Consider the following 19896-nt stretch of genomic DNA (forward strand, 5'->3'; position numbering starts at 1 on the left):
GGGCCAGTTTATCGGGACTTCTATGACCACTGTGCTTCCCCGTGTTCACGCGGGATCATTCCTCACTCTGCATTACCGCCTGGGCGGACCAGCGGGTGACATCATCAATACCTTCAGCGGCAAGCCTGCCACGCTGAGCCTGGGCACGGGTGAGCTGTCCCCGGCCATGGAGGAGTGCCTGATCGGCCTGGAGGAGGGCACGCGCAGCACGTTTGAGCTGCCCGCAGGCGCCGCCTTTGGCCCGCGCAACCCCGACATGCAGCAGTGGCTCTCAAGCAAGGTGCTCACCGACATGGGCGACCCACACGAAACCTACAACCCCGGCGACGTGGTCGAGTTCCCCACACCCGACGGCAAAGGCAAATTTGCCGGCGTGGTGCAGCAGGTGGGTGAGGCCTCAGTGCTGTTCGACTTCAACCACCCGCTGGCTGGACAGCCAGTGAGTTTTGAAGTGCAACTGATTGGCGTGCTGTGACCAAAGAAATACTTTTAGCGGAGCCGCGCGGCTTTTGTGCCGGGGTGGACCGTGCCATTGAAATCGTGGAGCGCGCGCTCACCAAGTTCGGCGCGCCCATTTACGTGCGGCACGAAATCGTGCACAACACCTATGTGGTCAATGACCTCAAGCAAAAGGGCGCCATCTTCATCGAAGACCTGGACGATGTGCCCGCCGGTGCCACGCTGGTGTTTTCGGCCCACGGTGTGAGCCGTGCCACGCACAACGAGGCCGAGGCGCGTGGCTTCCAGATATTCGATGCCACCTGCCCGCTGGTGACCAAGGTGCATGTGGAAGTGGCCAAACTGCACAAAGAGGGCTACGAGTTCATCATGATCGGCCACAAGGGCCACCCCGAGGTGGAAGGCACCATGGGCCAGCTCGACAGCGGCATCCACCTGGTGGAAGACGTGGGGGATGTGGCACGGGTGAACCCATCACAGACCGAGAAGCTGGCTGTGGTCACGCAAACCACGCTCAGCGTGGATGACGCCGCCGAGATCGCCGCCGCTGTAAAGGCACGCTTTCCCATGGTGCGCGAGCCCAAGCAGCAGGATATTTGCTACGCCACGCAAAACCGCCAGGACGCCGTCAAGCTGATGAGCCCGCAGGTGGATGTGGTGATCGTGGTGGGCAGCCCCACCAGCTCCAACAGCAACCGCCTGCGTGAAGTGGCGCGCAAGCTGGGCACCGCCAGCTACATGGTCGACAGCGCCGAAGAGCTGCAAGCCGAATGGTTTGACGGCAGCCTGCGCGTGGGCCTGACCGCTGGCGCCTCCGCACCCGAAATACTGGTGAAGGCCGTGATAGACCGCCTCAAGGCGCTGGGTGCCGTGTCCGTGCGCAAGATGGATGGCATTGAAGAAACCGTGAAATTCCCGCTGCCCAAGGGTCTGCGCCTGGACAACAACCCCCAATAAGATACCAACATGCTGGACATCAACCACCTCCGTAAAGACCTCGACTCCGTCGTGGCCCGCCTTGCCACCCGCAAGAACCCGCAAACCTTTCTGGACGAGGCCGCCTTCCGCACCTTGGAGACCGAGCGCAAAGCCATCCAGATGCGCACCGAGGAACTGCAGAGCAAGCGCAATTCCCTGAGCAAGCAAATCGGCATGCTCAAGTCCAAGGGCCCGTCTGGCGCGGCCGAGGTGGATGCCGTCATGGCCGAGGTGAATGGCCTCAAGGCCGAGCTCGACAGTTCTGCCACCCGCCTGGAACAAATCCAGGGCGAGATGCAAACGCTTCTGCTGGCCGTGCCCAACCTGCCACACGAGAGCGTGCCCGTGGGTGCCGATGAACATGGCAACGTGGTGGTGCGCAGCTGGGGCACACCGGGCACTTACGCTTTTGACATCAAAGACCATGTGGACCTGGGCGAACCCCTGGGCCTGGACTTCGAGATGGGCGTGAAGCTCACCGGCTCGCGCTTTACCGTGATGAAGGGCCCCGTGGCCCGTCTGCACCGGGCCCTGGCCCAGTTCATGCTGGACGTGCAGACCCTGGAGCATGGCTACACCGAGTGCTACACGCCTTACATCGTCAACGGCGAGACCCTGCGCGGCACCGGCCAGCTGCCCAAGTTTGAAGGCGACCTGTTCGCTGCCAAAAAAGGCGGCCAGGAAGGCGAGCAGCAGCCCGACCATACCGCCCTCTACCTGATCCCCACCAGCGAAGTCACCATGACCAACTTCGTGCGCGATGTGGTGCTGGCCGAGAGCGATTTGCCCATGAAGCTCACCGCCCACACGCCCTGCTTCCGCTCGGAAGCCGGCAGCGCCGGGCGCGACACGCGTGGCCTGATTCGCCAGCACCAGTTCGACAAGGTCGAGATGGTGCAAATCGTGCACCCCGAGAAGAGCTACGAGGCGCTGGAAGAAATGACAGGCCACGCCGAAGCCATTCTGCAAAAGCTGGGCCTGCCCTACCGAGTGATGAGCCTGTGTACCGGCGACATGGGCTTTGGCGCGGCCAAGACCTATGACCTGGAGGTGTGGCTGCCTGCGCAGAACACCTACCGCGAGATCAGCTCGGTCTCCAACTGCGAGGCCTTCCAGTCGCGTCGCCTGCAGGCCCGCTTCAAGAACGCCCAGGGCAAGAACGAGCTGGTGCACACCCTGAACGGCTCCGGCCTGGCTGTGGGCCGCACGCTGGTGGCGGTGCTGGAGAACTACCAGAATGCCGATGGCTCCATCACCGTGCCAGAAGCACTGCGCCCCTACATGGGCGGCCTGGAGAAGCTGGCCGTCTAATCTTCGGCTGCAGGTCGCCAGAAGGCGGTCTGCGTGCTGCTAGAATCTCGGCCTGTGCTGAGAAGCGCATGGAAGAGTGGCAGAGTGGCCGAATGTACCTGATTCGAAATCAGGCGTACCGAAAGGTACCGTGGGTTCGAATCCCACCTCTTCCTCCAGAACAAGCAAAGCCCCAAGTGATTCGTCGCTTGGGGCTTTTTGCTTTGCGCTGGTTGTTTGAATCATGCGGTTTCAGGAAAAAATTCACTATCAAATCTAAATAGGAGTAATTCGCATTTAGAATTGACGCATGGAAATTCTTCTTGTGCCACAGCCATGACCCGCGCCACCGCCCACGGTGGAACGGCGCAGCGAGCCCGTGTCCACCGCCTGTCCCCAACTGCACTGGCGCTGGTGCTGCTGGCGCATGCCGGGCTGTTTGCAGGTTTGCTTTCCATGCAAAGCTTCACCCCGCCCGAGCCAGCAAACGCCCTGATGGTGGAACTGTTTCAAGACCCGGTGACAGCACCCAAGTCGCCTGTCCTATCCCCATCCAGGCCAGTCGCGGAACCCGCGCGGCCGCAGCAGACACAGAACAGGCAGCAACCCAAGGTGGCGCAGCCCCTGTTGGCTTCCGAAAGCGCCCAAGCCGCCCCCTCTTTTGAGGCGGCCAAACCGGAGAAAGCCACGCCAGCCGTGGCGACTTCTGCAGTTGCAACGCAAGCCAGTACCGCGCCAGCGGCAACACCTGCAACTGCGCCTGCTGCTGCGACCACTGCCCCCCGCTTTGACGCCGCCTATCTGGACAACCCCGCGCCGGTGTACCCACCACTGTCCAGGCGCGCGGGCGAGGAGGGCCGGGTGCTGCTGCATGTGCTGGTCGAGGCCTCGGGTGTGGCGGCGCAGGTGGAGGTGCGCAGCAGCTCCGGCTTTGAGCGGCTGGACCGTGCGGCCATGGCGGCAGTCAGACGCTGGAAGTTTGTGCCGGCCAAACAGGGTGCCGAGGCCGTTGCGGCCTGGGTTCTGGTTCCGATTGTTTTTGGTTTGAAAGGGTAAATGAATATGAACGAAACACTGGGCTTTGCCCATTTTCTGGAACACACCGATGCCGTGGCCCGTGGGGTGCTGGCCGTGCTGTTGCTGGGCTCGGTAGTGAGTTGGTACCTGATCGTGACCAAGGGCATTGGGCTCATGCGTGCCAGTCGGCAGAGCCAGCGTTTCCTCAAAGTGTTCTGGGATGCCCCCAACTTGGAGGCCGTGGCCAGCGAACTGCGCAGCACGGGCACGCCCGAGCCGTTTTCACATTTGCTGCATCACGGCTTCACTGCGGTGGACCACTTGAGCCGCCGCGCCGGTGCGCCCAGTCTGGTGGATGCTGGCGCACCCGATGAAATGCTGACGCGGGCCCTGCGCCGCGCCATCGAAGAAGACAAGGCGCGCCTGGAGTTTGGCCAGACTTTTTTGGCCACTGTGGCTTCCAGCGCCCCCTTTGTCGGGCTGCTGGGCACGGTGTGGGGCATCTACCATGCATTGATGGCCATTGGCCTGTCGGGCCAAAGCTCGCTGGACAAGGTGGCAGGCCCCGTGGGCGAGGCGCTGATCATGACCGGTATAGGCCTGGCCGTGGCGATTCCCGCGGCAATAGCCTACAACAGCTTTGCCCGCGCCACCCGCAACACGCTCACCCAGCTCAATTCGTTTGCCTACGATGTGCACAACTTCCTGGCCACTGGCATCAAGGGCTCGCCGCTGCGTGACGATGCGCGTGCCACCAGTGACAAGGTCATCACCCTGGCCCGCGCCAGCGGCGTGGGAGTGGGCATGGGGGCGGCTGCGGCCGGTGCCGTATGAGCTATGGCAGCCTGGAGACGGGCGACGACAACGCACCGCTGGCGGAAATCAATATGGTGCCCCTGATCGACGTGATGCTGGTCTTGCTGGTGATCTTTCTGGTTACGGCCCCCATGCTGACGCATGCGGTCAAGCTGGAGCTTCCGCGTGCGGCCTCCAGTCCCCAGATCAGCAAGCCCGATAGCGTGCAGCTGTCCATTGACGCCAGCAACGCGGTCTACTGGAATGGACAGGTGGTGGATGCCGCAGCGCTCCATGCGCGCCTGGCAGCCGCTGCCATTCAGCAGCCACAGCCCGAACTGCACATCCGCGCCCAGCGCACCACGCCCTATGAAAAAGTGGCCCAGCTGATGTCGGATGCAGCGCGCGCAGGCGTCACCCGTATCGGCTTTGTGACCGATCCGGCCAGGCCATGAGTGCAAGCCCGGCACCCCAAACCGACCTGCCCCGGCTGGCGCGGGGCGCTGAACCGGCCCGCATTGAAGCAGCACGGCTTTTTGGCGCGCAGCGCGAAGTGGTGATCGTGCACCGCGGAGAAGCCTACCGCTTGCGCATCACGCGCCAGGACAAATTGATATTGACCAAATAGGTCTGCCCCCCTTTGCAGCCAGCCAGACGCGTGTGTGACGCCAAGCCAGCCATTCATCCAGAAGAACCTTACAGGAGTGACTGACCATGTCCCATCGCAAACCCATCGCGCACGCCGCGCAAACCATGAAAGCCCTGCCAGCGCAGACCGTTGCCAAGGCACATACGTCCGCCGGGTGCAGCCGCAGCCTGCTGCCCCTGGGCGCCTTGATGCTGGCCGGAATGTCCAGCTTTGCGCCCCAGGCCATGGCGCAGCCATCCGCTGACGCGGCCAAGGAACTGCCCGCCGTTCAGGTACAGGCCACGGCCGACAAGCCTGACGGCCTGCGCGCCACCACCACCCGGGTGGGCAAGGTCCTGCAGGACCCGCAAGACATCCCGCAGGCCATTACCACGGTGACCCACGAGCTGATGGAGCAGCAGCAGGTGGGCTCGCTGCGCGAGGCGCTGCGCAATGTCTCGGGCATCTCCTTTAACGCCGCAGAGGGCGGGCGTTCGGGCGACAACATGAACCTGCGCGGCTTCTACACCTTTGGTGACATGTACCTGGACGGCATACGCGACACCGCGCAGTACAACCGCGAGACCTTTGCCCTCGAACAGGTGGATGTGCTGCGTGGCGCGGGCGCCATGCTGTTTGGCCGCGGCCAGGCCGGAGGCGTGATCAACCAGGTCAGCAAGACACCCCTGTCGTACGAGCAAAACAAGATCACCACCAGCGTGGGCACCAACGGCTATACCGAGCTTGCGGCCGATATCAACAAGCCCATCAATGAGAGCACCTCCATCCGCATCAACGCCATGAAGCGTGACGAAGGCAGCTGGCGCAGCAACCCCACCACCGGCACAGAGGCCGAGGTGCATCGCCAGGGTGTGGCCATCAGCCTGGGCCTGAACCAGGACACCGACAACAAGTTCTGGCTCAACTACCTGGAGCTGCAAACCCATGACAACCCGGACTACGGTGTCTCTTTCGACGCCGCCACCCGGGCGCCGGGCACGGCCTTGGCCGCAAGCACCTTTTTTGGCAACGACAAAACGTTTGACAACAGCGATACCCGGCTCACCACCCTGGTCAACGAGGTCAAGCTCTCAGGCACCAGCCAGTTGCGAACCCAGCTGCGCATGGGCGACTATGACCGCAGCTACTGGGCCAAAACCCCCAGCCTGACGACCGTGCCCGATGCGTCCGGTGGGGTTGGCGGCAACCAGACCCGCGTGTCCCACTACAAGACCACCACCCTGCAGTCCGACTACAGCAACCAGTTCAAGGCCTTCGGTATGGACCACGAGGCCATTGCCGGCGTGGAGTACCTGAATGAGGACAGTTATCGCAAGGCACTGCAAAACTACGGTACCACCGCCGCGCCCGACTTCCGCCCTTACCAGCAGGCGCTGACTGGCACGGCCAGCAGTTTCAAAAGCGATTCCTACGCCGTCTACGTGCAAGACACGGTGGAGTTCGTGCCGCAGTGGAAGGCAACAGCTGGCGTGCGCCGCGACCAGATGGATGCCAAGTACAGCAGCACCACCTCGCCCGCCTTGAAGTACGGCGAGAACAGCTACCGTGCAGCCCTGTCCTTCCACCCCACAGATGACATCCACTACTACCTGTCCTGGAGCGATTCCTTCAGCCCCACAGCCGACCTCTACCAGTTGACGGTGGTGCCCCAGCCGGCCGAGCGCAGTGACGTCATCGAGCTGGGTGCCAAATGGCTGCTGCTGGACGGCGACCTGTCCCTGCGTGCCGCCATTTACCAGGCCACCAAGAACTGGGAGCGCAGTGCCGATCTGGAATCCACCGCAACCATTCTGACCAAAATGCGCCGCACCAACGGCATTGAGCTCGAGGCGGCCGGCCGCATCACCGAGAAGTGGGAAGTCTTTGCGGGCCTCTCACTCATGGATGCCCGCATTCTGGAAGTGGCCGAAAACGTCAATACCACTACCGGCGCCATCACCCTGGCCAATTCCGGATACGCAGGCCAGGTGGCCCGCAATTCCCCGCCCTACACCTTCAACCTGTGGACCAGCTACAAGGTCGACAGCCAATGGACCGTTGCTGGTGGTGTGGAAGCCAAGGGCGAACGCAACGCGGTCAACCCCAGTAGCGCGCTTGCCGTACCCACGCTGAACGGCGCGTACCACCCCAACATCGCACCGTCGTACGTGCGCTGGGACGCCATGGTGGCCTACGAGATCAACCAGTGGAAGCTGCAGTTCAACATCAAGAACCTGTTTGACCAGCTGTACTTTGATGCGGTGTATGACAACGGCGGCTTCACCGTGCCCGGCGTGCGGCGCAGCGCCACCGTGTCGGCCGAATACCGTTTTTAAGTTCAAGGCCACAGGCCAGAAGGAAACCCGCGATGCTGCTCACCCTGGACAACGTGCTGTCGGCAGACGAGCTGAGTATTGCGCGCCAACTGCTGGCCGAAGCCCACTGGGCCAGCGGCCAGATCACGGCCGGGCCGCAGGCTGCGATGGTCAAGAACAACCAGCAGCTGTCTGAGGAGGCGCCGCAGCTGCCGGCTTTGCGGCATCTGGTGCTGCAGGCCTTGAGCCGCTCGGCACAGTTTTTTGCGGCGGCATTGCCGCTCAAAATCCTGCCGCCTTTTTTCAACCGCTACAGCGGCCAGAGCAACAGCTATGGCTTTCACACCGACAACGCCATGCGCCTGGTGCCGGGCCAGCCCGGTGCCTACGTGCGCTCGGACGTGTCGGCCACGCTGTTCCTCTCGGAGCCTGAGAGTTACGAGGGTGGCGTGCTCACCATTGACGACACCTTTGGCCAGCACGGCGTGAAGTGCAAGGCCGGCAGCCTGGTGCTGTATCCCTCGTCGTCCCTCCATGCGGTCAGCCCTGTTACATCGGGCGAGCGCCTGTGCTGCTTTATGTTTCTGCAAAGCATGGTGCCCGATGCGGGCCAGCGCCGCCTGCTTTTTGATATGGACATGGCGTTGCTGCAATTGCGCCAGGATCTGGGCGAAGCACCCGCCGTGGTGCAGCTCACCGGCACCTACCACAACCTGTTGCGGCGCTGGGCACAAACATGAGCGCGCCGGGTGCAGATGCACGGGCTGTGCAAGTTGCCGAGGCTGAGGGACTTGCCGCACTGGCCTGTGTCGAGAGCGTGGACGCCTACCGGGCATTGGCCCGCGCAAGGCTTGCGCCTGGCATTTGGAACTATCTGGACGAGGACGACAGTGCCGGCAATGTGCAGGCGCTGCAGCAAAGCCGCTTGATGCCGCGGCCCTTGTGTGATGTGCGTGGTGGCCACACACGCGTGAGCCTGTTCGGCCAGGTGCTGCAGCACCCCCTGCTGCTGGCGCCGATTGCCTACCAGCGCCTGTTCCACGTTCAGGGCGAATGTGCCAGCGCCATGGCGTCTGCGGCGCAGGGCGGGCAGTGTGTGCTGAGCAGCCTGGCCAGTCAGCCCTTTGCGGACATTGTGTCTGCGGCCCGCGCCGGCAGTGGCGAGGCAGGGGCTGGCGCCTGGTTCCAGCTCTACTGGCAAGGCAACCGCGAGCGCACAGTGCGCCTCTTGCAGCGCGCACTGAACGCGGGCTGCAGTGCCATCGTGTTCACGGTGGACGCGCCCATCAAGCGCGCCACGCTGGTACTGCCGGCCCATGTGCAGGCCGTGAACTTGGAGCCTGCCGATGCGCGCGGCGCAGCCAGTGCATTGCCACTGCATGCTGCCAGCAGCCAGGTCTTTGGTGGCTGGATGGCCGAGGCGCCCACCTGGGACGACGTGCGCTGGCTGCGCAGCCAGACCGGTCTGCCCCTGCTGCTCAAAGGCCTGCTGCACCCCGACGATGCCCAGGCGGCGCTGGACGCCGGTTGCGATGGCATCGTGGTCTCCAACCACGGCGGGCGGGTGCTGGCCGGTGCGCCCATCAGCCTGCAGGCGCTGGACGCTATCGTGCAGCGTGTGGCGGGCCGTGTGCCGGTGCTGTTTGACAGTGGTGTGCGCAGCGGGCGCGATGTGTTCGTGGCCCTGGCCCATGGTGCTGCGGCCGTGCTGCTGGGTCGCCCCTACGTCTGGGGGCTGGCTGCACAGGGTGCGCTGGGTGTGGCCCATGTGATTCGCCTGCTGCGCGACGACCTGGAAATGACCATGGCGCTGACCGGCTGTGCGCAGCTGGCCGATATCGGTCCTCATTGCCTGAGCCCTGTTTCATACATCGCTTGATCCAGTCAGCCAGCCTGTGGCCGACTCTGGTTTGCGCCAGCGCAGTGTTGCGGCAAATACCCCGCCGTTGGCACTTGCGGCGCGCCAAGCTCCCCCGATAATGAAAAGAAGGGAGAGCCACGCATGTTCAACAACCTGAGTATCAAGGCACAGATCGGTATGGCCTTTGCCTGCCTGACCGCCGTCTTTGGCATTACCCTGCTGGTGCTGGGTGCCATGCTCTCGCACCTGGGCTCGGGGGTGGCGCAAATCAGCGCCGTCACACTGCCCCATGTGCTGGTGGCCGATGCCATGGACATGAGCCGCTCGGAGGTGCAGCAATTCCTCACCGACGTGTCGGCCACACACGACCCGGATGGCTACAAGGATGCCGAGGCCGCGTACAAAACCTTTCACGAGGGCATCAAGACCTTTCGCACCTACTACCAGGGCGATGCACAGAACAGCCAGCAGCTCGACCGCATGGAGGCGGACTTTGACAAGTTTTACTCGGTGGGCAAAGCCATGGCTGCCGCCTATATCGACAAAGGCATGGAGGCTGGCAATCTGCTCATGAAAGGGGCTGCTGGCGCCCCGGGCTTTGATGCCGACAGCGAGACCATTCGTGCCGAGTTGCAGGCTTTTCGCAAGCAGCAGGTTCAAGAAGCCAGCGCTGTGACGTCCGGCGCGGTGGATTCGGTGGCCAGCATGAAGCTGGGCATGCTGGTCAGCGGGCTGACTGCGCTGGCCCTGGCCGTGGTGTTTGGCCTGCTTATCATCCGCTCGATCACCGCGCCCCTGAACGCGGCCGTGGCTATCACGCACACCGTCGCCTCGGGTGACCTCAGCCAGCGCATTGAGGCGCCCGGCAGCAATGAGGCGGCACAGCTGTTGCAGGCCCTCAAAAACATGCAGCAGCAGCTCACCGGCGTGGTGTCAAAGGTACGCGTGGGCGCCGATGGCGTGGCCCTGGCCAGCGCGGATATTGCGCAGAGCGAGGCCAACCTGTCCCAGCGCACCGAAACCCAGGCCGCCTCGCTGGAGCAAACCTCGGCTGCGGTGCATGACCTGAGCGAGCGCATCAAGCAAAACGCCCTCAGCGCACAAAAGGCCAACCAGGTGGCCCTGAGTACCTCCGGCATGGCAAGCAAGGGCGGCCAGGTGGTGGCGCAGGTGGTGGACACCATGAAGGGCATTACCGAGTCATCGCACCGTATTGCCGACATCATCCAGGTGATTGACGGCATTGCCTTTCAGACCAACATCCTGGCCTTGAACGCAGCGGTGGAAGCGGCGCGCGCCGGCGAGCAGGGCCGCGGTTTTGCGGTGGTGGCCAGTGAAGTGCGTTCGCTGGCCGGCCGCAGCGCCGAGGCGGCGCGGGAAATCAAAAGCCTGATCAGCGCCAGCGTGCAGCGGGTGGAGCAGGGCACCGAGCTCGTGGATGAGGCCGGTGCCACGATGACCGAAGTGGTGGCCAGCGTGCACCAGGTGACCGAACTCATGGGCGAAATCAGCCTGGCCAGCACCCAGCAAAGCGAGGACGTGTCCCAGTTGGGCGATGCGGTGGCCCTGATGGACCAGATGACGCAGCAGAACGCCGAGCTGGTGGAAGAAATGGCCGTGGCAGCCAGAAGCCTCAAGACCCGGGCCGATGACCTGGTGGACACCGTAGCGGTATTCAAGCTGGCCTGATCGCCTCAGCAGCGCCGCTTGCGCAGGATAGCCAGGCGCAGCGCCTTCAACTGCAGCTGAGGCTGAGTGCCTGCAGCGGCTCGCCGCTTTGCGGGTCTGTTACCACCAGGTTGATGCGGCGCGGGTGCGCGGCATCGGCCGCCAAGGCAAAAAATTGCAGCGACTGCGCACCCTGGTAACGCCCCAGCGGCGTGTACTGGCGCACCACAAAGTCGTGTTTCAGGAATTCGCCCGCGTTCTCACCCGCCTTGACGCGCGAGCTGTGGCCGTCTTCTGTGACCGTCCAGTAGGCCGTCCAGGCAGCGTTGGCATCGAGCGGCTCCACGCGCGCCTCAAAGCCATCGGTGGCGCCCACGCGCTGGATGCGGATGCTGGCCTGGGCCGCAGCCTTGGATTCGGTGACCGGTTGGCTGGTTCGCCAGTCGCGCCCGTTGCGCACCACCTGCGGTGTGTAGATGCTTGCCTGCTGGTTGTGCGCGGCAATATCTCTTTGCCGCGCGGTGAACGTGGCCTGCGCAAAGCGGTCCTTCCAGCCGATGTAATCCCAATACGCCACATGAAAGGCCTGGGCCACGACCGGTTGCCCCTTGAGCGTGGACAGCCACTGGTCCGCTGGCGGGCAGGAGCTGCAGCCCTCGGAGGTGTAGAGCTCCACCACGGGTGTGCGCAGCGCGCCGGACCGGGCCTCGCACACAGGCGTTGCAAGCGCTGCCAGGGGCAGGGCGCAGCAAGCGCTGGCAAGCAAGCTGGCGATGGGGAGTGGGATGGTGGGCAGTGGCATGGCGGTCTTTCAATCGGAAGGTATGCGATTGGTCGCCGCAGGTGCGCTGCCTCTTACACCCTTGCTGCTGCTATTTTCCGCTCCAGCGCGGCGCGCGCTTCTCACCAAAGGCGCGCGGGCCTTCCTTGGCATCTTCGGACGCGAGCATGGCACTGTAATGGCAGAAGCTGCCGCTGCGCATGCTGGTGTAGGCCTGCTGCACGCTGTGCGCTTCGGTGCCGCGCAGCACTTCTTTCACGGCGGCCAGGGCGAGCGGTGCGGCTTGCACCAGTTGGGTGGCCAGCTCCTGTGCGGTGGCCATCAACTGTTCGGCAGGTACCACGCGGTTGACCAGGCCCCAGCGCTCGGCCTCCTGTGCCGACATGCGCCGCCCCGTCATCAGCAGTTCGGTGGCAATGGCGCGCGGCAGGCGCTTGGGCAGGCGCTGCAGGCCGCCGGAGTCGGCCACCATGCCCAGCTTCACTTCGGGCAGGGCGAACTCCGCATGGTCGGCCGCCACAATCAGGTCGGCGGCCAGGGCCAGCTCGAAGCCGCCGCCAAAGGCCAGGCCGTTGACGGCGGCGATCACTGGTTTGCTCAAGTTGAAAAATTCGGTGAGCCCGGCAAAGCCGCCGGGCCCGTGGTCGGCGTTGATGGCCTCGCCCTCGGTGGCGGCATTCAAATCCCAGCCGGCAGAGAAAAAGCGGCCGGTGCCGGTGAGGATGGCCACGCGCAGCGCCGGGTCGTCCTGCAATTGTGCAAAGGCCGCGTAGAGCGCGCGGCTGGTGGCCACGTTGATGGCATTGGCCTTGGGCCGGTCCAGGGTGATGGTGAGCACGCCGTGCTCGGCATGGGTGCGCACAGGGGTGTGGGTGTCGGTCATGCGGTGCCTTGCTGTGTGGGGTGGGAGGTGGGCGAGATGCCCGACAGGTGAATCAGCGCGTCCACTGCGAGCACGCCCGTGCGGAGCACCAGTATCGGGTTGACGTCGAGCTCCAGCAAGCTGCTGGCGTGGGCCTCTGCATAGCTGGCAATGGCGGCAATGGCTTTGACCAATGCATCCACATCGCCTGCGAGCTTGCCCCGGTAGCCATTCAACACGGGCCAGATCTTGAGGCCCTGCAAGGCGCTGCGGATGTCGGCATTGGAGACAGGCAGCAGCAGCGTGGCCGAGTCCTTGAGCAACTCTACCCAGATGCCACCGGCACCCAGGGTGAGCGCCAGGCCAAACTGCGCGTCGCGTGTGATGCCCACGATGATCTCGGCCACCACCTCACGGGCCATCTGCTCCACCAGAAACGTGTCGGTGAGATGCGCCATGGCGTCTACTGCGGCTTGCACCGCGGCTGCGCTTTTCAGATTCAGTTGCACGCCACCGGCCTCGGTCTTGTGCGCCAGGGTGTCAGACACAGCCTTCACCACCACGGGAAAGCCCAGGCGCTGGGCTGCGTCTGCAGCCTCGTGCGCGTGCACGCAAGCGCCTTGGGGAATAGGCAGTCCAAAGGCGTGCAGGGCCTGCTTGCTGGCGACTTCGTTCAGCATATGGCTGGCGCTGCTGCCAGCACCACCGGTACGGGCACTAACGCCAGCGACCGCCAGCGTTGTGCTGCAATGCGCCTGCGCCGCGCCAATGCGCGCGGCATGCGCGATGGCCAGCATGCAGTCGGCTGTGCCCTGCATGGGCGCAATGCCCTGGGCCAGCAGGGCCTGACCCACCGCATCGGGCAAGCCCTCGGGTAGCGTTGTCAGCACCACGGCGGCAGCGCCGGTTTGCTTTTGTGCGGCCACAAATCCGTCCAGCGTGGTCTGCCAGCTAGAGCCGTCACAACGGTCGGCGCGCGGGAAGTCCAGCACCAGCACATGGGCGTCAAAGCCGCAGTCCATGAGGCCTGCAAAGCATTCGGTTTGCGCGGCCAGATCGCCCCAGATATACGTGTGGTAATCCAGCGGGTTTGCCACAGTGACCTTCTCGCCCAGCACGGCCAGCAGGCGCGCGTGCGCTGCAGCGGGCAGGTCCGGCATGGTCAGGCTGTGGGTTTGCGCAAGGTCAGCCACCAGCGAGGCTTCGCCGCCCGAACAACTGGCCGAGACGATGCGTTTGTCCCTAAGGCCACCATGCACATGCAAGAATTTGAGCGTCTCCAGCAGACTGGCCACGTCCAACACGCGGGCTATGCCGCAGCGCGCAAACAGCGCGTCGTACAGCGCGTCCGGTCCGGCCAGCGAGCTGGTGTGGCTCATGGTGGTGCGCGCGCCCAGCTCCGAGCTGCCGGCCTTCAGGGCCACCAGCGGCACCCGCTTTTGCAAGGCCTTGAGTGCCACCCGTGAAAACGCCGCCACATCGTCCAGCCCCTCGATGTGCATGCCGATGGCGGTGACGCGCGGGTCGTTTAGCAGCGTGTCAATGATGGCGTCCATGCTGTCGCCGGCTTTGTTGCCCACGGTGATCAGGTAGGCCAAGGGCAGGGCGCGGCGCTGCATGGTGAGGTTCAGGCCAATGTTGCCGCTCTGCGTGATGATGGCCACGCCGCGCTCCAGGCGTTGCCCGCCATGCTGGTCCGGCCACAGGGCCACGCCGTCCAGGTAGTTCAGCAGGCCGTAGCAGTTGGGGCCAATCAGTGCCATGTCGCCTGCGGCGGCCACTAACGCGTCTTGCAGGTCTATGCCCGCGCCACCCACCTCGGCAAAGCCGGAGGCATAGCAGATGGCACCGCCCGCTCCGCGCGCTGCCAGTTGCCGCACCACCTGCACCGTGGCCTCTGCAGGCACGGCGATGAAGGCCGCATCCGGTGCAGCGGGCAGTGAGGCCACATCGGCAAAGCAGGGCAGGCCTTCCATCTCGCTGCGTGTGGGGTGCACCGGCCAGAGCGCGCCCGTAAACCCCAGCTTGCGGCACTGGCGTATCACTTCCACAGCGGCCCGCCCACCGAAGACAGCGATGCTGCGCGGCGAGAAAAGGCGTTGCAGGGGTGTAGCCCCCACGCTCCCCGCTTCGCGAGGTTCGCTGCCCCCCGAGGGGGCGCTCACGCCTTCGGGCGGCCGTGCGGCGTTCGGTGCGCTGCTCACGCGCCATGCGCGCGCAGCATGGCGCGCGAGATGATGTGGCGCTGGATTTCGCTGGTGCCGTCCCAAATGCGTTCCACCCGCGCGTCGCGCCAGTAGCGCTCAATCGGCAGCGAGCCCATCAGGCCCATGCCGCCAAAAATCTGCAGGGTCTGGTCGGTGATGCGCGCCAGGGTTTCCGACGCAAACAGCTTGGCCATGGCCGCGTCTGAGTCCGTCATGCGGCCTTGGTCGCACTTCCAGGCGGCTTGCAGGGTCAGCAGCTCGGCGGCCTCCAACTCGGTGGCCATGTCGGCCAGCTTGAAGCCGGTGCCCTGGAAGCGCCCAATGGGCTGGCCAAACTGCTTGCGTGTGGCGGCCCACTCGGTGGCCAGGTCCAGCACGCGCCGGCCCCGTCCTACGCTGGTGGCAGCCACCGTCAGGCGCGTGGCGCCCAGCCACTCGCCCATCAGCTCAAAGCCCTTGCCCTCTTCGCCCAGGCGCTTGGTGGCGGGCACGCGCATGTCGTCAAAAAACAGCTCGCACTGGTGGTAGCCGCGGTGCGATACGCAGGCCGGCCCGCGCCTGCGCGTCATGCCCGGGGTGTCAAAGTCCACCAGAAAGCCGGTGATGGTTTTTTTGGGTCCGGCTTTGGTTTCTTCCACGCCGGTGGCGGCAAACAGAATCACATAGTCGGACATGTCGGCATGGCTGATGAAGTGCTTGCTGCCGTTGATCACATAGTCATCGCCATCGCGCACCGCGGTGGTCAGCATGCCGCGCACGTCCGAGCCCGCGTTGGGTTCGGTCATGGCCAGGCAGTCGTGGCGTTCGCCGCGTATGGTGGGCAACAGGTACTCTTCAATTTGCGAGCCGGTGCAGCCGCGCAGGATGTTGCTGGGCCGCGCAATCAGCATCTGCAGGCCGTAAGAGGCACGGCCCAGTTCGCGCTCCAAGAGTGTCACGCCAAAATTATCCAGACCGCCGCCCCCCAGTTCTTCGGGCATGTTGGCTGCAAAAAGACCGACTGCGATGGCCTTGGCCTGTATCTCGGCGGCCAGCTCGGGCGGGACCTCGTCGGTGCGCTCCACCAGGTCTTCGTGCGGATACAGCTCGGCCTCAATGAAGGCGCGGGCCGTGTCCACCAGCATGGTGTGTTCGTGGCTGAGTTCGAAATGCATGGTGTGGTTCTCTGGCAAAGGGGTCGTGCTGTTTGCTGGGCGTTGCGTTGCGCTATGTGCGGGTGTCAGTGCAGTTGCCTATTTACGGCGTATGCCAATGGCCGCCCCAGCCTGCGCCGGGCGCGGCAGCACCGCGTGGGCCGCGTGGATGGCCTGCATGTGGCCCAGCAGCCACGCCGGCATGGACGCGGCGCGACCGGCTGCCATGTCCACATGCACCAGCATTTGCTCGCCCGTGGCCAGCAGTTCGCCGCTGGTGGCGTTGAACATGCTGTGGAAGATGTGCACGCGTTTGTCATCCACATCCAGCACTTGCAGCGTGAGCCTGAGTGGGTCACCTTCTGACGCTTCGCGGATGTGGTGGATTTGCGTTTGCACCGTGTAGAGCGAGTGGCCGCCGGCATCGCGGTAGCTCTCGTCAATGCCGACAAAGCGGAAGAAGACATCCGAGCTGTCGCCAAACACCAGCAAAAAGCAGCTCTCGCTCATGTGGCCGTTGTAGTCCACCCACTGCGGCAGGACGGTGGGGCTGTGCAGTTGCAGCGGAGCGGCGATGGGGGCATTCGCATCCCAGGCTTGTGCAGGTGTGTTTTCCAGCGGCGTGCTGACGCGGCCCAAGGATATGTGCGGATCGCTCATGGTCAGCCCTGTGTTTTGGGAGCGGGCAGCGCAATGCTGCGTCCCGCGTTGGCAGGCCGGGGCAGGGTTGCATGGGCCTGCGCCAGGGGCAGCAGCACAGCCGCCACCTTGGGTGCAAAAGCAGCAGTGCGCGGACCCGTCTGGGCATTCGAGGTATCAATGTTGGCCAGCATCTGCTCGTTGGTGGCCAACAGCGTGCCGTCATCCTGCCGGTGCAGGGTGTTGAAGACGTGGACACGCTTGGCATCCACACCCAGAATCTGCGTGCGCACTTCCACGGCCACGCCGGCGTGCACTTCCTGCACGTAGTTCAGGTGCACCTCCAGCGTGTACATGGTGTGGCCGGTGGCGGCACGGCCTGCGGCGTCCAGGCCTATGTGCGCCATCAGCGCGTCGGTGGACAGGCTGAAGATCACCAGGTAGTAGGCGTCGTTGAGGTGGCCGTTGTAGTCCACCCAGGCCCTGTCCACCGGGCCGCTCCAGGTGATCAACAAATTATTCATCCAGCGAAATGCCGTGCTTGATCTTGGTGGCGCGCACCGCCTCCTGCACCGCCATCAGGCAGTCGTCGCGGTAGCGTTCCATGTCGGCAATGCTGTGGGTGCCGAGCTGCACCTCGGTGCCCTCCACCACTTTGTCAATCAGGGCATCGGTCAGCTCGGGTGCCACCAGCTTGGTCCAGGGCAGCTTGAGGGCCGGGCCGAACTGTGACATGAAGTGGCGCATGCCCGCGTCACCACCGGCCAATGTGTAGATCAAAAAGCTGCCCATGAAGGACCAGCGGATGCCCGCGCCATAGCGGATGGCGTCGTCAATCTCGCCGGTGGTGGCCACGCCGTCGTTGATCAGGTGCAGGGCCTCGCGCCATTGGGCCTCCAACAAGCGGTCGGCGATGAAGCCGGGCACTTCCTTGCGCACGTGCAGGGGCTTCATGCCCAGGCTTTTGTAGAAGGCCATGGCCGCCTGAATGGCATCGGGCGCCGTCTGGGTGCCGCCCACCACTTCCACCAGCGGCAGCAGGTAGACGGGGTTGAAGGGGTGGCCTACCAGGCAGCGCTCGGGGTTCACAGCTTTGGCATAAAACTCGCTGGGCAAGAGGCCGGAGGTGGACGAGCCAATCAGCACATCGGGGCGTGCCGCAGCCGTCACGCGCGTGTGCAGGTCGATTTTCAGCGACAAGGTTTCGGGCGCGCTTTCCTGGATGAAGTCGGCGTCCTTCACGCACTCTTCCACGGTGGCCACAAAGCGCAGCCGCGTGGGCGAGGCGCCGGGCTTGAGGCCATTGGCCACCAGGGCAGGCCAGCATTTGCGGATGCGCTCCACCAGCTGCGCTTCGGCGTTGGGGGCAGGGTCCCAGGCGATCACGTCCAGGCCGTTGGCCAGGGCGCGGGCAATCCAGCCGCTGCCGATGACGCCGGTGCCCAGGGCGGCAAAGGTTTTGATGTCGGTGTTGAAAGTCATGTCGTGTCCTTTGTGCTTAGCGCTTCTTCAAATTCATCTTCACGCGGCCCTCGGCCGGCGTCATGGGCCGGGCGCCCATGCATTCGATCAGCTTGATGACACGCTCCACCAGAGAGCCGTTGCTGGCGGGCACGCCCTTGTCCAGCCACAGGTTGTCTTCCAGACCGACGCGCACATTGCCGCCCAAGAGCATGGCCTGCGCGGCCATGGGCATTTGCATGCGGCCAATGCCAAAGCCGGCCCAGGTGGCCCCCAAAGGCAGGTTGTCCACCATGGCCTTCATGGTAGTGGTGTCGGCAGGAGCCCCCCAGGGGATGCCCAGGCAGAGCTGGAACAGCGGGTCCACCAACAAGCCCTCTTTGATCATCTGCTTGGAGAACCACAGGTGGCCGGTGTCAAAGATTTCCAGCTCGGCCTTCACACCCAGCTCGGTGATGCGCTTGGCGCCCACGCGCAGGGCCTGCGGTGTGGAGACATAAATCGTGTCGCCATCGCCAAAGTTGAGCGTGCCGCAGTCCAGCGTGCAGATGTCGGGCAGCAGCTCTTCCACATGCACCAGGCGGGTGAGCGGCCCCACCAGGTCGGTGCCCGGGCCGAAGTCACAGGGCCGCTCATCCGGGCCAATTTCCAGGTCGCCACCCATGCCGGCGGTCAGGTTGACGATGACGTCCACACCCGAAGCCTTGATGTGCTCCATCAGCTCGCGGTACAGGGCCGGGTCGCGGCTGCCTTTGCCCGTTTGCGGGTCGCGCACATGGCAGTGCACCACCGTGGCTCCGGCGTGCGCTGCTTCAATGGCCGCATCGGCAATCTGGCGCGGGGTCACCGGCACATGGGGGTTCTTGCCAACCGTGTCGCCCGCGCCGGTCACGGCACAGGTAATGATGATGTGTGGGTTCATGCTTGGTAGTCCGGTTCTTGCTGGTTGAGGATGGTTTTAAGGGCGTTGAAATGCAGTTCGCTAAAGCGCGTGGGGTAATCGTTCCATTGGCCGCAGGCGGTGCGAGCCACGGCCTCGGGGATCAGGGCGAGTTCACGGCCGGTGGCCAGGGCTGAGACCTGCAGGGCACAGGCTTTTTCCAGGTAATACAGCTCGTCAAAGGCCTGGGCCACCGTGGGCCCCACCACGATCACGCCGTGGTTGCCCATGAAGAGCACGCTTTTGCCTGCGCCCATCAGGGCGGCCACGCGCGCGCCCTCGTCTGCGTCCAGCGCCATGCCTGCGTAGCCGCGGTCGTAGGCAATGCGGCCATAAAAACGGCAGGCGTTCTGGTCCAGCATCAAAAATTCAAAGTCTTTCAGGCAGCACAGCACGGTGGCGTTGTGCATATGGGTGTGCAGAATGCAGCGCGCCTGCGGTAGCGCGCTGTGCAAGGCGGCGTGCAAGTGCCAGGCCGTGGGGTCGGGTGCGTTCTCGCCGCCGTAGGTGGTGGGGTCGTTGGCGTCCAGCAATAACAGGTCGCTGGCACGTATGCGTGAGAAATGGCTGCCCACCGGGTTGAGCAAAAACTGGCTGCCCGACGCGTTGGTGGCCACGCTGAAGTGGTTGGCTATCGACTCGTGCATGCCAAGCCGCGCGGCCCAGCGGAAGGCAGCGGCCAGGTCGGTGCGCAGGGTGGGGATGTCGCTCATGGTGAACGCATCGTATGCGGTGCGACTGGGCATGTCTCCTGTTGTTACGACGCTCTGTTGACGTAAAGCGACTTCATTTGCCCGGGGAAACACCGATGGCTCCCATGGGTCAACTGGTGGTCTGGCTGGGGCGTTGAAATATCGCATGA

The 19896-nt window shown here is 64.3% G+C and carries 20 protein-coding genes and 1 tRNA gene; 12 read left to right on the plus strand and 9 right to left on the minus strand.

What is annotated here, in order from left to right:
- Positions 1-22: 22 nt before the first annotated feature.
- The 12 genes from DIC66_RS05260 (at position 23) to DIC66_RS05315 (ending at position 11032) form a co-directional block, all read left to right on the plus strand.
- Entirely contained in the window at positions 23-475 is a 453-nt protein-coding gene (locus DIC66_RS05260; protein WP_117174754.1) for an FKBP-type peptidyl-prolyl cis-trans isomerase, read from the plus strand.
- Complete coding sequence (gene ispH / locus DIC66_RS05265) at positions 472-1416, plus strand: 4-hydroxy-3-methylbut-2-enyl diphosphate reductase (protein WP_117174756.1); 945 nt, start codon at positions 472-474, stop codon at positions 1414-1416. Before DIC66_RS05260 ends, ispH begins: the two co-directional genes overlap by 4 nt.
- Positions 1417-1425: 9 nt before the next feature.
- Positions 1426-2748, plus strand: coding sequence for a serine--tRNA ligase (serS, locus tag DIC66_RS05270; protein WP_117174758.1), 1323 nt, complete (start codon positions 1426-1428; stop codon positions 2746-2748).
- Between the two features lie 70 nt (positions 2749-2818).
- Positions 2819-2906: transfer RNA gene (locus DIC66_RS05275), tRNA-Ser, on the plus strand.
- A gap of 157 nt (positions 2907-3063) precedes the next feature.
- The gene (locus DIC66_RS05280; RefSeq protein WP_199534667.1) at positions 3064-3783 is read left to right on the plus strand and encodes an energy transducer TonB; all 720 of its coding nucleotides are present in this window, start codon (positions 3064-3066) and stop codon (positions 3781-3783) included.
- A gap of 6 nt (positions 3784-3789) precedes the next feature.
- Positions 3790-4578: a MotA/TolQ/ExbB proton channel family protein gene (locus DIC66_RS05285; RefSeq protein ID WP_117175107.1), complete on the plus strand. Its 789-nt coding sequence runs from the start codon at positions 3790-3792 to the stop codon at positions 4576-4578.
- Entirely contained in the window at positions 4575-4994 is a 420-nt protein-coding gene (locus DIC66_RS05290) for an ExbD/TolR family protein (RefSeq protein WP_117174760.1), read from the plus strand. The genes DIC66_RS05285 and DIC66_RS05290 overlap by 4 nt, the downstream gene beginning before the upstream one ends.
- Positions 4991-5167 carry a hemin uptake protein HemP gene (gene hemP, locus DIC66_RS05295; protein WP_117174761.1) on the plus strand — a complete coding sequence of 59 codons (177 nt, stop codon included), beginning with the start codon at positions 4991-4993 and terminating at the stop codon, positions 5165-5167. The genes DIC66_RS05290 and hemP overlap by 4 nt, the downstream gene beginning before the upstream one ends.
- An 86-nt stretch (positions 5168-5253) precedes the next feature.
- Positions 5254-7503 carry a TonB-dependent receptor gene (locus tag DIC66_RS05300; protein WP_199534669.1) on the plus strand — a complete coding sequence of 750 codons (2250 nt, stop codon included), beginning with the start codon at positions 5254-5256 and terminating at the stop codon, positions 7501-7503.
- Positions 7504-7535: 32 nt separating this feature from the next.
- Complete coding sequence (locus tag DIC66_RS05305; RefSeq protein WP_117174763.1) at positions 7536-8222, plus strand: Fe2+-dependent dioxygenase; 687 nt, start codon at positions 7536-7538, stop codon at positions 8220-8222.
- Positions 8219-9361 carry an alpha-hydroxy acid oxidase gene (locus DIC66_RS05310; RefSeq protein WP_117174765.1) on the plus strand — a complete coding sequence of 381 codons (1143 nt, stop codon included), beginning with the start codon at positions 8219-8221 and terminating at the stop codon, positions 9359-9361. Before DIC66_RS05305 ends, DIC66_RS05310 begins: the two co-directional genes overlap by 4 nt.
- A 123-nt stretch (positions 9362-9484) precedes the next feature.
- A complete protein-coding gene (locus tag DIC66_RS05315) occupies positions 9485-11032 on the plus strand; it encodes a methyl-accepting chemotaxis protein (RefSeq protein WP_233505789.1) in 1548 nt (515 codons plus the stop codon).
- A 46-nt stretch (positions 11033-11078) separates the two neighbouring features.
- On the opposite strand, the gene DIC66_RS05320 is transcribed toward DIC66_RS05315, so the two are convergent.
- The 9 genes from DIC66_RS05320 to DIC66_RS05360 all read right to left on the minus strand — a co-directional run bounded on the left by DIC66_RS05320 (position 11079) and on the right by DIC66_RS05360 (position 19894).
- Positions 11079-11813, minus strand: coding sequence for a DUF1223 domain-containing protein (locus DIC66_RS05320; protein ID WP_117174767.1), 735 nt, complete (start codon positions 11811-11813; stop codon positions 11079-11081).
- A 70-nt stretch (positions 11814-11883) separates the two neighbouring features.
- Positions 11884-12675, minus strand: coding sequence for a carnitinyl-CoA dehydratase (locus DIC66_RS05325; protein WP_117174769.1), 792 nt, complete (start codon positions 12673-12675; stop codon positions 11884-11886).
- The gene (locus tag DIC66_RS05330) at positions 12672-14858 is read right to left on the minus strand and encodes an acetate--CoA ligase family protein (RefSeq protein WP_199534670.1); all 2187 of its coding nucleotides are present in this window, start codon (positions 14856-14858) and stop codon (positions 12672-12674) included. The genes DIC66_RS05325 and DIC66_RS05330 overlap by 4 nt, the downstream gene beginning before the upstream one ends.
- Positions 14855-16015, minus strand: coding sequence for an acyl-CoA dehydrogenase family protein (locus DIC66_RS05335; RefSeq protein WP_117174773.1), 1161 nt, complete (start codon positions 16013-16015; stop codon positions 14855-14857). Before DIC66_RS05335 ends, DIC66_RS05330 begins: the two co-directional genes overlap by 4 nt.
- Positions 16016-16093: 78 nt before the next feature.
- On the minus strand, positions 16094-16654 hold the full coding sequence (locus DIC66_RS05340; RefSeq protein WP_117174774.1) for a thioesterase family protein: 561 nt from the start codon (positions 16652-16654) through the stop codon (positions 16094-16096).
- Positions 16655-16656: 2 nt separating this feature from the next.
- The gene (locus tag DIC66_RS05345) at positions 16657-17157 is read right to left on the minus strand and encodes a thioesterase family protein (protein ID WP_117174776.1); all 501 of its coding nucleotides are present in this window, start codon (positions 17155-17157) and stop codon (positions 16657-16659) included.
- Positions 17150-18115, minus strand: a complete 966-nt coding sequence (locus DIC66_RS05350; RefSeq protein ID WP_117174778.1) for an L-carnitine dehydrogenase — start codon at positions 18113-18115, stop codon at positions 17150-17152. Before DIC66_RS05350 ends, DIC66_RS05345 begins: the two co-directional genes overlap by 8 nt.
- Positions 18116-18131: 16 nt before the next feature.
- Entirely contained in the window at positions 18132-19016 is an 885-nt protein-coding gene (cdhC, locus tag DIC66_RS05355) for a 3-dehydrocarnitine:acetyl-CoA trimethylamine transferase CdhC (protein WP_117174780.1), read from the minus strand.
- Positions 19013-19894, minus strand: coding sequence for an aldolase (locus tag DIC66_RS05360; protein WP_338052477.1), 882 nt, complete (start codon positions 19892-19894; stop codon positions 19013-19015). The genes cdhC and DIC66_RS05360 overlap by 4 nt, the downstream gene beginning before the upstream one ends.
- Positions 19895-19896 lie beyond the last annotated feature (2 nt).

The organism is Rhodoferax lacus (genome assembly GCF_003415675.1).
GTDB lineage: Bacteria > Pseudomonadota > Gammaproteobacteria > Burkholderiales > Burkholderiaceae_C > Allorhodoferax > Allorhodoferax lacus.